At 46.6% G+C, this 12,858-nt stretch carries 13 protein-coding genes; 6 read left to right on the top strand and 7 right to left on the bottom strand.

Going from position 1 to position 12,858, the window contains the following annotated elements:
- Positions 1-68 precede the first annotated feature (68 nt).
- From QUB10_RS32340 to QUB10_RS32310, 7 genes are all read right to left on the bottom strand, one after another.
- On the bottom strand, positions 69-785 hold the full coding sequence (locus QUB10_RS32340) for a DnaJ domain-containing protein (protein ID WP_333207212.1): 717 nt from the start codon (positions 783-785) through the stop codon (positions 69-71).
- A gap of 162 nt (positions 786-947) precedes the next feature.
- The gene (locus QUB10_RS32335) at positions 948-1,742 is read right to left on the bottom strand and encodes an SDR family oxidoreductase (RefSeq protein WP_333207211.1); all 795 of its coding nucleotides are present in this window, start codon (positions 1,740-1,742) and stop codon (positions 948-950) included.
- An 86-nt stretch (positions 1,743-1,828) separates the two neighbouring features.
- Positions 1,829-2,833: an NADP-dependent oxidoreductase gene (locus QUB10_RS32330; protein ID WP_333207210.1), complete on the bottom strand. Its 1,005-nt coding sequence runs from the start codon at positions 2,831-2,833 to the stop codon at positions 1,829-1,831.
- A gap of 316 nt (positions 2,834-3,149) precedes the next feature.
- Positions 3,150-3,413: a pyridoxamine 5'-phosphate oxidase family protein gene (locus QUB10_RS32325; protein WP_333207209.1), complete on the bottom strand. Its 264-nt coding sequence runs from the start codon at positions 3,411-3,413 to the stop codon at positions 3,150-3,152.
- Between the two features lie 36 nt (positions 3,414-3,449).
- Positions 3,450-4,196 carry an alternative oxidase gene (locus tag QUB10_RS32320; protein ID WP_333207208.1) on the bottom strand — a complete coding sequence of 249 codons (747 nt, stop codon included), beginning with the start codon at positions 4,194-4,196 and terminating at the stop codon, positions 3,450-3,452.
- 34 nt (positions 4,197-4,230) lie between these two features.
- A complete protein-coding gene (locus QUB10_RS32315) occupies positions 4,231-4,581 on the bottom strand; it encodes a cupin domain-containing protein (RefSeq protein WP_333207207.1) in 351 nt (116 codons plus the stop codon).
- A gap of 251 nt (positions 4,582-4,832) precedes the next feature.
- Positions 4,833-6,962 carry a response regulator gene (locus QUB10_RS32310; protein ID WP_333207206.1) on the bottom strand — a complete coding sequence of 710 codons (2,130 nt, stop codon included), beginning with the start codon at positions 6,960-6,962 and terminating at the stop codon, positions 4,833-4,835.
- Positions 6,963-7,230: 268 nt separating this feature from the next.
- Between QUB10_RS32310 and QUB10_RS32305 the strand changes: the two genes are divergently transcribed.
- The 6 genes from QUB10_RS32305 to hsdR all read left to right on the top strand — a co-directional run bounded on the left by QUB10_RS32305 (position 7,231) and on the right by hsdR (position 12,728).
- Positions 7,231-7,584: a four-helix bundle copper-binding protein gene (locus tag QUB10_RS32305; RefSeq protein WP_333207205.1), complete on the top strand. Its 354-nt coding sequence runs from the start codon at positions 7,231-7,233 to the stop codon at positions 7,582-7,584.
- Between the two features lie 101 nt (positions 7,585-7,685).
- Positions 7,686-8,369: a DUF305 domain-containing protein gene (locus tag QUB10_RS32300; RefSeq protein WP_333207204.1), complete on the top strand. Its 684-nt coding sequence runs from the start codon at positions 7,686-7,688 to the stop codon at positions 8,367-8,369.
- A gap of 239 nt (positions 8,370-8,608) precedes the next feature.
- Positions 8,609-9,100 carry a DUF1269 domain-containing protein gene (locus tag QUB10_RS32295; RefSeq protein ID WP_333207203.1) on the top strand — a complete coding sequence of 164 codons (492 nt, stop codon included), beginning with the start codon at positions 8,609-8,611 and terminating at the stop codon, positions 9,098-9,100.
- A 55-nt stretch (positions 9,101-9,155) separates the two neighbouring features.
- A complete protein-coding gene (locus QUB10_RS32290; protein WP_333207202.1) occupies positions 9,156-9,692 on the top strand; it encodes a universal stress protein in 537 nt (178 codons plus the stop codon).
- A 73-nt stretch (positions 9,693-9,765) separates the two neighbouring features.
- A complete protein-coding gene (locus QUB10_RS32285) occupies positions 9,766-10,002 on the top strand; it encodes a hypothetical protein (RefSeq protein ID WP_333207201.1) in 237 nt (78 codons plus the stop codon).
- A 347-nt stretch (positions 10,003-10,349) separates the two neighbouring features.
- Positions 10,350-12,728, top strand: a complete 2,379-nt coding sequence (hsdR, locus tag QUB10_RS32280; RefSeq protein ID WP_333207200.1) for an EcoAI/FtnUII family type I restriction enzme subunit R — start codon at positions 10,350-10,352, stop codon at positions 12,726-12,728.
- The last annotated feature ends 130 nt before the right edge of the window (positions 12,729-12,858 follow it).

Below are 12,858 nucleotides of genomic sequence, written 5' to 3'. Positions count from 1 at the left end.
GCGGCGATGAATGATGACTATATGATGCAGATTCTCAAGTGCTTGTGTCAAGCCTGATTAAGATGCTCTTACCCTGCCCCTAAAACGGCTTCATCGGGACGAATTGGAATCTCACAAACTAGGTCATCACCCTCGAATCGAAAGAAGGAATGCGGCAAAATCTCGATAGTTAGATACAAATCGCCGCGCTGTTGAGAGAATGGACTAGGACGACCTTTACCTTTGAGTCGAATTCGACTACCTGGTTTTGCGCCTGCGGGAATGCGGACATTGATTGTTTCATCGTCGAGTTGTAGCCGTTTCTGGACACCGTGAAAAGCTTCGGAAAATGTGAGCGCGATCGCGGCTTCGGTATCCGGTGCAGGCGCTTGAGAACGAAATCCGTCACCAAAATCATCAAAGCCGCTGGTTGCGTTGGTTCTACGGCTCGATCCTGCTGTCGATCGACCCAGCAAATCGTTGATAAACGAATCAAAGTCGGCGTACCGATCGAAGTCAACCGTCCCAACATTAGTTCCTCTAGATGGTGGCGCTTCACTGTATCCGGGCTGATTCCAGTGTTCACCAAATCGATCGTACTTCGGCCGTTTCTCTGGATCGGAAAGCACCTCATTTGCTTCATTGAGGTCTTTGAATTTTGCCTCTGCGTCTTTATCTCCAGGATTGAGGTCAGGATGGTACTTGCGGGCTAACTTGCGGTAAGCCCGTTTGATTTCTTCAGGAGTTGCCGTTTTGCTTACTCCCAAAATGGTGTAATAGTCTTTAAAATCCGTTGCAGTTGGCATCACTAACCTCTTAATTGGGGTTATTTCGCGGTGGGTAGTAAGATCGAATCCGGCGACATCGGAATGAATATATTTTTAATAATGCGATCGCGAGCCGTACCAACGATCGCGATTGGGAATTCATACTCCTGATTGTGAAAGCGATCTACGAAGGCAGATTTATTAAACAATCGATCGCACCACTCCACCTTCGACTCGCAAGGCAGCACCATTAATTGCAGAGGCTAAAGGACTAGCAACAAATGCAACTAACGCCGCAACTTCCGACGTTGAAGCAAATCGCTGAATCAGTGAAGATGGACGAGTCTTGGTAAAAAACTCTTTCTCAACTTGTTCGGGTGAAATATTTTGATCCTTGGCGAGTCCCTCAATGAAAGTTTCCACTCCTTCGGAACGGGTTGGCCCTGGCAATACTGTATTTACCGTGACACGACTGCCTGCCGTTGTTTCAGCTAAACCACGACTCAAGGCTACTTGTGCAGTCTTGGTAACGCCATAGTGAATCATTTCGGCGGGAATATTCAAGGCAGATTCACTAGAGATGAAAATAATTCGTCCCCAATCTTTTTTTAGCATCAAAGGTAAGTAATGACGGGAGAGCCGAACACCGCTCATAACGTTTACTTCCAGAATGTTCATCCACTCCTCATCGGAGATATCTTCAAATGCTTTGGAGCCATAAATTCCTAAATTGTTGACCAAAATGTTGACTTCTTGCACCTGTTGAAACAACAATTCAACTCCTGCGGTTGTTCCCAAATCGGCAGCAATTCCCTGAAGTTTGGCATTGGGGACACTTTGCTGAATGCTTTTGAGGGCATCGTTTACGCGCTCTTGCGTTCTGCCATTGACAATGACAGTTGCTCCTTCTTGGGCAAGTGTCGTGGCGATCGCGAGTCCAATTCCGGCAGTTGAACCACTGACTAATGCAATCCGATCTGATAGTTGAAGATCCATACTTTCTTAAACCAAATAACGATAAGCGAGCTAGGGTTTCAACTTGCTCAAATAATGAAGCAAGTGCCGACTCAATTAGTCGTCACCTAATCCAATTTTACCACCATTTTACCCACATTTTTACCTTCAAAAAGACCGATGAACGCATCCACGGCTCGATCGATTCCTGCTACTACTGTTTCCTTATTCTTCAATTTCCCATCTTGGAAATAGCCGCCCACTTCTTGTTCAAATTCACTCTGGCGATCGAGCCAATCTCTAACGATTAGCCCTTTCATCGTCAAGCGTTTGCCAATCATATTAAATAGATTGGAAGGGCCCGGCTGCGGTTTTTCATCGTTATAACCGGAGATGCTGCCACAAGCGATAATCCGACCGTGTACGCGCAATGCTGAAAGCGCTGCTTCCAGCGTTTCGCCTCCTACGTTATCGAAATAGACATCAATTCCGTCTGGTGCTGCCTGATTCAGTTGTTCGAGGACAGGGCCGGCCTTGTAATCGAAGGCGCTATCAAATCCGCATTCTTCCCGCAGAAACTTGATTTTTTCCATTGACCCAGCAGACCCGATGACATGGCATCCGCGCAATGAAGCCAGTTGTCCGGCGACATTTCCCACCGCGCCTGCGGCTCCCGAAACAAAAATAACATCGCCGGCTTTGACTTCTACCAAATTCAACCCAACCCAAGCAGTCATACCTGTCATGCCTAGAACACCGAGGTAAACTGAGGGCGGTTGAATCTCGCGGCTAACCTGATGCAAATCTTTTGGTGCAGCTATGAAGTATTCCCGCCAGCCATAGTTGGAAGTGACAACATCACCCGGCTTGAATTCCTGGGCACGCGACTCGATTACCTCGCCGACTGCGCCGCCTTCGAGTGCTTTGCCTAACTGGAAAGATGGAACATAGGATTTCCCCTCGTTCATGCGACCGCGCATATATGGATCGACTGACATATAGAGATTGCGAACGAGCACTTGCCCATCTTGAAGTGGGTCTAGTTTGGTCTCGGCGATCGCAAAGTTATCTGCGGTGGGAATCCCCTTGGGGCGGGAGACTAGCCGAATCTCGCGGCTCACGATCTCTGTCATAATTTTCTCCTTATTTGGTAGATTTTCAGAACTAGATCGACTTAAGTTTTAGCGGTTGTTTTTAACATTTACTAAAGGCATGGATGCCAAACATCACTCGCGCCAAATCCTAACGATTGACCGTACTCATATTGAGGTATATCTGTTCTTACCGACTGCTGACTCCATCAGTCGTGCGTCCACTGATTTCACTCTTGTGAACGCGGTAGATTGCAATCACCTCTGATCGTCCCCAAGCATCGATCCAGGTTCGATTGATCGCAGGCGAAACTGTTGGATTCTGCGTTTTGACAAATTGTATCACCCGATCAATGTCTTACTGCTCAGTGAGGCGTTCAGCGCGACCATTCACAACAACACTGCGCCAGTGTACCCGATCGTGAACTTCTTCGATCTGTAAGCAAACTTTTGGATTTGCATCCATATACTGAGTCTTCATTCCCACCGTTGTGAAGATAGATATTTCTGAGTCTTTAAGGTAATAGTGCATAGGCACAATATATGGATACCCTTCGCCTATGCAGCCGAGGTGTCCATATCCTACTTCCCGCAGCAGTTCGTTGATCTCTTTTGTGCTCATCTCATCGAGATATAACATGGCCTTTCTCCTTGGCAATTACGTTATTTGAACGGGTTCTTTTTCTGCTTCCTGTATGATTTGCGCGGTTTGCAACTCAATCGCGGCTCTTACCGATTCTGGAAGTGCAGGACGATTCTCGGCGTGGGGGCTTTGGAATGTCTCTTTAGCTTCAGGTTGTTGGCACGCAATCATCGTCTTGACGTGCTCTAATTCATCTTCGCGAACGGCAACAAAGACATCGTAGAGATTCTCAATCTGAGGACGGCGAAAGGCTTCAGGATGCGTCGTTTGAAATTCATCAAACATATACAAGTCGCCATCTAGATAGTAGTTAATTGCTACTTTTGGCGCAGGCATTTGTTTAAGTTCTTCACCGTGCTCTTTGAGAAATAGATCATAGGTGTGATAGGCGTGCTCTTCAACCTGCTGCATGAAGTTGTAGGCAGCAGAGGCGTTTAGCATATAGACCAAAACAATGATCCAGTAGTAAATCAATCCTCCGATCCGGGCAAGGTAGCGATCGTACCAGCGATCATTGCCACCGAGGGATTCGGCAATCAGCAGATGGTGCAGTTCATTCCAAGACTCGGAAAAATGTATCTTTAACCAGTCAGATTTACGCCACCAGCCCATTGTTTCATAGAGGTGTAAAACGGAGGTGAAAGCAAAATAGGGTACACGGGCAACAGTTTCCAGTACAAAAAATCGGGCGAAGACGCGATCGCGACCCTGATAAAAGGTATTTAACAAGGCTTCCAGAAAATTAACGAGCAGTCGAATCATGATAGTAGTTTCCTAATTTTTTGGAACGATAAGGTCAATGATTAGAGCCAGCAACCGGTTCAGAGAGCGTCAATAAAAAGGCGAGGTTTGTCACTGCTTTAAGCGCGTGGCGTGCGTTGGCGGGTATAAAAGCAAAGACTCCAGATCCTAGAACAATCTCTTCATCTTCCAGCATCAACACGCCTTGTCCTTCAATCACATTCACAGTCGCATTGCGGGGGTTAGTATGTTCTGGCAGAGACGCTGATGCCGCTAGAGACATCAGCGTATAGCGACAATTTTTATCTTCTAGCAGAATCTTGCTCTTGGCTCCAGATTGAGGATACTCAATTACATCAGACCAATTAGTTTTGGTTGTTTTTGGTGACAGTATAGCTGTGCTCATGGAGTTGACCTTTTATAGTAGGGAGATAGATGTAAACAGTGAAGACACTCATGGATGAGCTTTTCTATCAACTATGGAAAAACAGTTTTTGAGACGGGCGCATGACCCAAGGAAATATAGGCAGCCGGTCTCAGCACACTTTCAGAATTGTATGCAACAGTCCTTGCATATCCACTTTGACTGTAATAAAACAATCTGAGGAACTTATGAGGAGTTAAGAAAAGTTTGAGTTTGAGAATTTTAATAATGAATTAAGACTTCGTTTGTTTGAGAATAGCCCTACAGTCTTCCGTAGAAAAAATACAAGCAGACCCAGCAACTTTAGATTGATGCAAGGCTTCGGATGCGGCTTGATAAAGAGAATGCAAATCCGTTCCATGATCTGGATATTGAGCAATGCCAGCGCTAAATGTGATCCGAAATTGAGTTTGATCGGGAGCAACAAATTTTCTGTGGTGGAGCGTTGCTAATAATTGAGTGAGTCTTTGAATACCATCTGCCTTAATCATGCTAGATAAGGCAACCACAAATTCATCGCTTTCCCAGCGAGCAACGACTGCATTTTGCCTAAAAGTCTGCCGGAGCAACTGTCCCCACTGACGCATCACCATGTCGCCAGTATTGTACCCGTGACGATCGTTGATCTGTTTGAGATTGTCTAAGTCCAGAACTGCTAGACAGAGCGACTGATTCTGTTGATTTGCAAGTTGAAGGTATTTGTTTAAGTCTTGGGTTGACTTATGGCGGTTAGAGAGTTTGGTCAAATAATCTGTCTCAGCAGCATTCTGAAGGAGTTTGATCCGTTCTAGGCGATTGATGATGCGACTGACCAATTCTGGCCCTACGATCGGCTTGCTCACAAAGTCATCTGCACCTACTGAAAACATTTGATTGACGATCGCAGCATCGGTATGCGCCGTCAAAAAAATGATCGGCAAGCGCCCCCAGCGCGAATTGTTGCGGATAATTTTGCAAAGCTCAACGCCGCTCACAGCAGGCATTTTCACATCTAAAATTAGCAGATGCGGTGAGCAGGATTTCAACGTTTCCCAAAATCGTTGAGGATCGTTCAGCGTTGTTACGCTCAATCCCCAGGGTTCTAGGAACTCCTTCAGAGTTGCAAGAATCTGGGGATCAGCATCGACGACCATCACCCGTTGCTTTGCTGTCTTTGCTTGTTGTGCCGCTTGTGCGATCGCTTTCAGCACTTGAGCCGGGGGCAAGGGTTTGTGTAAAAAACTATGTCCGCCGAGTTGGGCAACTTCTAGGCGATCGGTTAATTGATCGTGACTGGTTAAAACTAGAACTGGCACAGAAGGAGTTTGATGACTGAGCTTTGCCAGCAGCCTTAAACTCTCTGTTGTGGGATGAGTAATATCGGGATCGAGTAGCACAACGGTAGGCGCATCTTGCTCAATTTTCGTTTCGGCTTCGGAAAGTGTCGTTGCGATCGCGCTCCGAAATCCCCAGTCTACCGCTTCATTCATCAACTGTTGGGCCAGTTGGCGATCGGGATCGACGATCAATAACAAAGGACGCTCATCCGCAAACAGAGACTCTTCCGGCTCGATTCGTTCTGTAGTTAAGTCGTTTGAGGCGCGATCGATTTCTTGACGCTTGGATAAGGCGCTGAGGGTTTGTTGTTGAATCGGTTGAGTCGCTTCATTAGACGTGAGTTGAGCCGTCTTGGTTGAATCAGCGATCGCTTCCAAAGGTTTAAGCCGATAACCCAGTCCATAAACCGTTTCAATCAAATCTGTGGGAGCGCCGACCCCTCTAAATTTCTGCCGTAGCCCCTTAATATGAGTTCTCACGGCATCTTCGCTAGGAGTCTCTCCATACGCCCAGATTTGATCCAAAATTACGCTGTAGGTAAAGACTTGACGACCATTCCGCAAAAAGAACTCTAGGATCGAAAACTCCTTGGGACTTAAGGATAGAAGTTGCCCTGCGTAAGTAACTTCACGACTTGTCGGATCGAGCCGCAAACTACCCTTCTCCAGCACAGATTGAAAAGCCGTTCCTGTGCGACGCAGCAAGGCTCGAATTCGAGCAATCAATACCTCCTGATCGAGCGGTTTCACCATGTACGCATCAGCACCTGCATCTAGCCCGATCGCTTTATCGTGACCACTGCTTCGCCCTGTTACCACCAGAATTGGCATTTTATAGTCGTGGGCTCTGACTCTACGACAGAGACTTATTCCGTCTAAACGAGGGAGCGTAATATCTATCAGCAGTAAATCATAGTTATAAATAACAATCAGTTCCCAAGCTGCCTCACCATCGTTAGCAACTTCAACCACGTAATTTTGGTTGGAGAGCATATAAGTAAGTAGGTCGGCAATTGCCTCATCATCTTCTACCACCAAAATTTTCATCAGTCTAACTCCTTTACAGGCTGGTTGCGGTGTCAGGTGGTCGGAATCCTCCAATAATAATGGGAAATAATCAAATCAGGATGAAATGAATTGCTCATCGCCAAAAATCTGGAAAAATCTTCCTAAAGACGTAAACCTTGAATCGCTCATAGGTTTCTCATAGTCTGAGCGTAGCTTGAGAGATATAAGAACTTAGTCATCCCCTAACCAAGGTGAAGGGCATAACAATCTATTCTTCGTTGTGTTGATTTTTTAGGAGCTTAAAACCATGACTACTACTAAATCTCATCAATCTCTGCTAGAAACCTGCATTCAGAATTGCCTCGACTGTCTTCGTGAGTGTGAGCAATGCGGAACCGCTTGCTTAACCAGTGACATGGTGCAGATGATGGCTCAATGTATTAAGCTATGCCGCGATTGCGCTGATACCTGCACCCTCTGCGCTCGGTTCATGGCTCGTAATTCTGATCTGCACGCCCAAATGTGTGCGGTTTGTGCAGAAGCGTGCGATCGCTGTGCAACTGAGTGTGAGAAGCACGACCACGAGCCGTGTAAGAAGTGCGCTCAAGCCTGCCGTCGTTGTGCTGAATCTTGCCGTCAGATGGCTAAAGCAACGGCATAAACCCATTTAATTTACCGCATTGCCTTGTTGCATCAGTGAGCGCGTCTTGCTTTGCAGCAGCCAGTATTGAAACCTAGTTATTCTTCAAATCAGGTAGAGTTATGAATAAGAAGTTTTTGGTGTACAGCTTAGTCGGGCTACTTAGTAGTGGTGCTATTACTGGATTTGTCCTTATCAACAGCGAACAAGTTCAGTCATTACCTGCACCAGGAAATCCTCAACAACCCAGATCGGTTCGAGTCGATCAGCATTTTATCGAAATGATGATCCCGCATCACCAAGATGCGATCGCAATGGCTGATCTTGCTTTGATTAATGGCAAACGCCCAGAAGTTAAAAAATTAGCCCAAGCGATTAAAAAAGACCAAACTCGTGAAATTCAAGAGATGCGTACCTGGTACAAACAGTGGTTCGGCAAAGAAGTCGCTGCACGTTCAATGAATGACATGGGCATGATGGGAAAGCACCACAACCAAGGGCAGGGCACAGGCTCAGGCATGATGGGTCAGGATCAGTGCATGATGGGCCAGGGTCAGGGCATGATGGGTCAGGGCATGATGGGTCAGGGCCAGGGCATGATGAGCATGAAAACCGACCTCGACGCGCTCAAGAAAGCCCCGGACTTTGACAAAGAATTTGTGCGCCAAATGATTCCCCATCATCAAATGGGGGTGATGATGGCGAAGATGGCATCTGAGTGTGCTTCTCATCCAGAAATCCGTACTTTGGCTCAGTCAATCATCACATCTCAGAGCGCTGAAATCGCACAGATGCAAGGGTGGTAACAAGCCTGGAATCGCGAGTTGTTCTATTCACAAGGAGGTCTTGAGGAGTATGCCCGTTATGCCGCACTGACACCTGCATTTGTCCCCAGGGGTCATCGCAACATTCAGACAAAACTAGCTCATTCACAGGAGTCTCACTATGACATCTAGTATTCTTTTCTAGGACTAGGAACTGTGATTATCTTGGTGCAAGTTTTTCCTTTTCAAAGTTGAGTGTTCATTTTAACAGGTAGAAAAATATGAGTGATCTAATTGTGATTGGCTTTCCTGATGAATTTAAGGCAGATGAAGTGTTGCTCGATCTCAGAAAAATGGAGCGGGAATATCTGATCGATCTAGAAGATGCAGCGATCGTGGTCAGAAAGAAAGATGGCAAAGTCAAGATTAAACAAACTCAAGAACTCGTCACCGGTGGCGCGTTAAGTGGCGGCTTCTGGGGACTGTTAATCGGCTTGATGTTTTTTGAACCAATGCTGGGAATTTTCGGTGCAGCAGTGGGTGCCCTTTCCGGTGCCTTAACGGATATCGGCATTGATGACAATTTCATTCAAGAACTAGGCAACACGATCGAACCTGGAACCTCTGCCATTTTTGTTTTGGTGAGAAAGTCTACACCTGACAAGGTTTTGGACGACTTGAGCAAATTTGAGGGAAAAGTCCTACGAACTTCGTTATCTCACGAAGATGAGGCACAACTTCAGGCAGTTCTTACGAAAACCGAAGCAGGGTAAGTCGTAGCTCCAAGAAATCTCGAAGCCACCACGTATCATTCTGAAAGGAGATTCTATGTTTCACAAAATTCTAGTGGCGATCGCTCAATCTGATCTGGCCGATCATGTTGTTGAAACCGCGATCGCTCAGGCAAAAACCACCGGAGGCAGTTTGCTCATGCTCCATATTATCCATATGCAGGAGAAAGGGTTTCCCCAGATCGAAGGACCTATCAGCGGAAATTACAATCCTGAGTATTTTAATGCAGAAGCAGATTTCTACGAACAGCATTGGAAAACCTACGAACAGATGGGCTTGAAGTTTCTGCAAGCCTATAGTGAACGGGCGATCGCAGCGGGTGTAGACGCAGAAGGTATGCAAAAAACTGGCGACTTTGTGGATAACCCCGGTGAAACCATCTGTGCGATCGCCCAAGACTGGGAAGCGGATCTGATCGTCATCGGGCATCGGGGACTGTCCGGTGTCAAAGAGTTAATCCAGGGGAGCGTCAGTAACTATGTGTTTCACCATGCCCCCTGTTCTGTTTTGAGTGTACAACATCCCATCACGATAAAAACTGAAAAAACTGAACCTACTCTCGCTCACACATAGGTCAGAGACTTACAGCAAATGGAAGCAAAATCGAATCAAGCCAACCTCATGTTGGTGCATATTATGTCACCCGGTGAGGAGGGGTGTCCAGACATTAGCAGCAGCCCGTGTAGAAACTTCTTTAAGAATAGAAAATAATTCATCTAGCAGTTTAAAAGGATGCAGGGGTGCGATGGCGTTCCGCCCCGCAAGCTACGGCATCAGTTACGCTTGCTGTCAGAATGTCCTAATTGTGGGGCGAGGTTTAAGGTTCCGGCGCTTTGGCTGGATGGGTGTTGTGAGCGGTGTCGGTTGCCTTTTGGAGGGATGAGTGCATATCACAAAGCTATTTGAGCGAAGTATTTTTCTGGATTAACTTGAGCTAACTGGATGGAGATAACCTTGACAACTTCACAGGCAAATTTCTTACACTAAAAACATATCTAACGGTTAGACAGGCCAAATAACGCGAACAATCACAAATCCGATCGCCCCGTCATTCCGCTTCAGCCATTTCACTTACCAAAATTCCGTGAGTTTACCAGGTACGAGATACTGCCTAATGAGTTAGCTTTGATGTAAGCTCTCCCAAAAGCCTTTCCGTCAGCTAGGTTCATAATTACTGATGGAGCTAACTTCTTAGAAATACTTTATAGAGAGACTTTCAGGCGACAAATAATGAATAAGAAAGACCTGAGTGAACCTGATATTTGCGATCGCTACATTACACCTGCCCTTTATGAGGCGGGTTGGAAAAAGGGTCAAATTCGCCGGGAATATGGCTTTACGGACGGTCAGATGATAGTCCGGGGTCAGATGGCGGCGCGAGGAGCTAAGAAACGGGCAGATTACCTGCTGTATTATCCAGCAAATCAGCCGATCGCAGTCATTGAAGCCAAAGACAACAAGCATAGTGTGGGGGCAGGGATACAGCAGGCACTTGCCTACGCAGAGGCTCTGAAAGTTCCCTTTGTCTTTTCCTCGAATGGGGATGCCTTCTTATTCCATGACAAGAGTGGAACCTACGCTCAGATAGAACAGCAACTCAGCCTGAATGCTTTTCCGTCACCAGAGGAACTATGGCAGCACTATAAACAGGGGAAAGATTTACAATCCGTTAATCAGGATTTGCTAACGTCGTCCTATTTCTTTGAGATTGGCGGGAAGGAACCCCGCTACTATCAACAACTTGCAGTCAATCGCACAATTGAAGCGATCGCTCGTGGTCAGAGACGGTGTTTGCTGGTGATGGCAACCGGAGCGGGTAAAACTTACACAGTCTTTAATATTATCTGGCGACTGTGGAAGACGAAAGTTGTCAAACGGGTTTTGTTTCTGGCCGATCGCAATGCACTGGTAGACCAGACGAGTATTAATGACTTTCGCCCCTTTGGTGAGGTCATGACGAAGCTAGACCGCAGCCTGGTTGATAATCAAACTGGGGAGATTACTACCGCCTATGAAATCTATCTGGGACTATATCAAGCAATCATCGGCAATGAAGAACGAGATAATCTCTACGAGAAATTCGACCGAGATTTCTTCGACCTGGTGGTGATTGATGAGTGTCACCGGGGCAGCGCAGCAGATGACTCCAATTGGCGACAGGTACTCAATTATTTTTCTGAGGCGATTCAGGTAGGACTGACGGCAACGCCAAAGGAAACCAAATACGTCTCAAATATTGATTATTTTGGTGAACCGATTTTTGAATACTCCCTCAAGCAGGGAATCGAAGATGGTTTCCTGGCTCCCTTCCGCAGGATACAAGTTGACTTAGATAAAGACCTGGAAGGTTGGACACCAGAAGCAGGAGAATATGACGATAACGGTCAACTAATTGAGGAGCGGGACTATAACCTGCTGGACTATGACCGAAACATTACCTTTGACAAACGGACTCAACGGGTTGCGGAATATGTCAGTCAGTTCCTTCACGATGGCGACCCAATGCGGAAGACTATTGTGTTTTGTGAGGACATTGACCACGCCGAACGAATGCGAGAAGCCTTGGCTAACGTAACGCTGAATCGAGGGCTTGTTCTCAAAGACCATCGTTACGTCATGCGAATTACCGGTGATGAGAAGGAAGGTAAAGCTCAAATCGATAACTTTATCAATCCCAAAGAAACGTATCCAGTGATTGCCACAACATCTAAGCTAATGACGACGGGGATAGATGCCCAAACCTGCCATGTGATTGTGTTGGATCGACGTATCGAATCCCTAACGGAGTTTAAGCAAATTATTGGTCGGGGTACACGCTTACGCCCGGACTATGGCAAGAACTTCTTCACGATTATTGATTTCCGCAACGCCAGCCAACGCTTTGATGACCCGGATTGGGACGGCCCACCGATTCAGGATGAAGACTTTGGTACAGAAAGTCAACCAACCGGAACGGTCGCTAGTACAGAAGCAAAAGGGAATGATGAGGGCGAGGACGTGGGCGATAATGACGATCGCACCGACACTGACAAGTCAGTTCGTATCAAGTATCGAGTCGGTCGGCAGGAGTTCGAGGTAGCAAAGGAGCGGGTGAGCTATTACAACAAGGATGGACAACTAACTACAGAGTCGCTAAAGGATTATACTCGTCGCACTGTCAGCGAGGCATACCAGTCTCTCGACCATTTTCTCAAAAAGTGGAACGAAGCCGATCGCAAACAAGCAATTGTTGATGAGTTGAAAGAGCATGGGGTGATTCTAGAAGCTTTGGAAGATATGGTCGGTAAGGACTATGACCTCTTCGACTTAGTTTGCCATGTTGCCTTTGACTGTCCCCCCCTGACTCGTAAAGAACGGGCCGATAAAGTACGGAAGCGGGATGTGTTTGCCAAATATGGTGCAACTGCCTGTATTGTATTGAATGCTCTATTGGATAAGTATGCAGATCGGGGCATCATTGCAATCGAAGATACGACTGTCTTACAGCTTGACCCGTTTGCCAAACTGGGAACTCCGATGGAGCTCGTCCGCAGCTTTGGTAACAAACAGCAGTACAAAGCCGCGATTCGAGAGCTGGAGTCCCTGTTGTACGAAAAGCGAGGGGCTTGAGCCTGTTACCCAACTAGAGTACGACTGTTTTTTAGTATCTTTTGAGAAGGACGTTTAAACCCACATTCCGCACCCCCAACTGGCACATACGCGGATTGAGGAAGTAAAAGTGAATCATCGGAGATAATAA

This window comes from Microcoleus sp. B5-D4 (assembly GCF_036705145.1).
Classification (GTDB): Bacteria; Cyanobacteriota; Cyanobacteriia; order Cyanobacteriales; family Microcoleaceae; genus Microcoleus.
Note: the sequence above shows the minus strand (reverse complement) of the source record. Positions and strands in the feature narration are given on the sequence as shown.

What these genes read in the sequence shown, in the direction of transcription:
- QUB10_RS32340 (WP_333207212.1), bottom strand. Translation starts at nt 785, where the DNA reads ATGCCAACTGCAACGGATTTTAAAGACTATTACACCATTTTGGGAGTA.
- QUB10_RS32335 (WP_333207211.1), bottom strand. Translation starts at nt 1,742, where the DNA reads ATGGATCTTCAACTATCAGATCGGATTGCATTAGTCAGTGGTTCAACT.
- QUB10_RS32330 (WP_333207210.1), bottom strand. Translation starts at nt 2,833, where the DNA reads ATGACAGAGATCGTGAGCCGCGAGATTCGGCTAGTCTCCCGCCCCAAG.
- QUB10_RS32325 (WP_333207209.1), bottom strand. Translation starts at nt 3,413, where the DNA reads ATGAGCACAAAAGAGATCAACGAACTGCTGCGGGAAGTAGGATATGGA.
- QUB10_RS32320 (WP_333207208.1), bottom strand. Translation starts at nt 4,196, where the DNA reads ATGATTCGACTGCTCGTTAATTTTCTGGAAGCCTTGTTAAATACCTTT.
- QUB10_RS32315 (WP_333207207.1), bottom strand. Translation starts at nt 4,581, where the DNA reads ATGAGCACAGCTATACTGTCACCAAAAACAACCAAAACTAATTGGTCT.
- QUB10_RS32310 (WP_333207206.1), bottom strand. Translation starts at nt 6,962, where the DNA reads ATGAAAATTTTGGTGGTAGAAGATGATGAGGCAATTGCCGACCTACTT.
- QUB10_RS32305 (WP_333207205.1), top strand. Translation starts at nt 7,231, where the DNA reads ATGACTACTACTAAATCTCATCAATCTCTGCTAGAAACCTGCATTCAG.
- QUB10_RS32300 (WP_333207204.1), top strand. Translation starts at nt 7,686, where the DNA reads ATGAATAAGAAGTTTTTGGTGTACAGCTTAGTCGGGCTACTTAGTAGT.
- QUB10_RS32295 (WP_333207203.1), top strand. Translation starts at nt 8,609, where the DNA reads ATGAGTGATCTAATTGTGATTGGCTTTCCTGATGAATTTAAGGCAGAT.
- QUB10_RS32290 (WP_333207202.1), top strand. Translation starts at nt 9,156, where the DNA reads ATGTTTCACAAAATTCTAGTGGCGATCGCTCAATCTGATCTGGCCGAT.
- hsdR (WP_333207200.1), top strand. Translation starts at nt 10,350, where the DNA reads ATGAATAAGAAAGACCTGAGTGAACCTGATATTTGCGATCGCTACATT.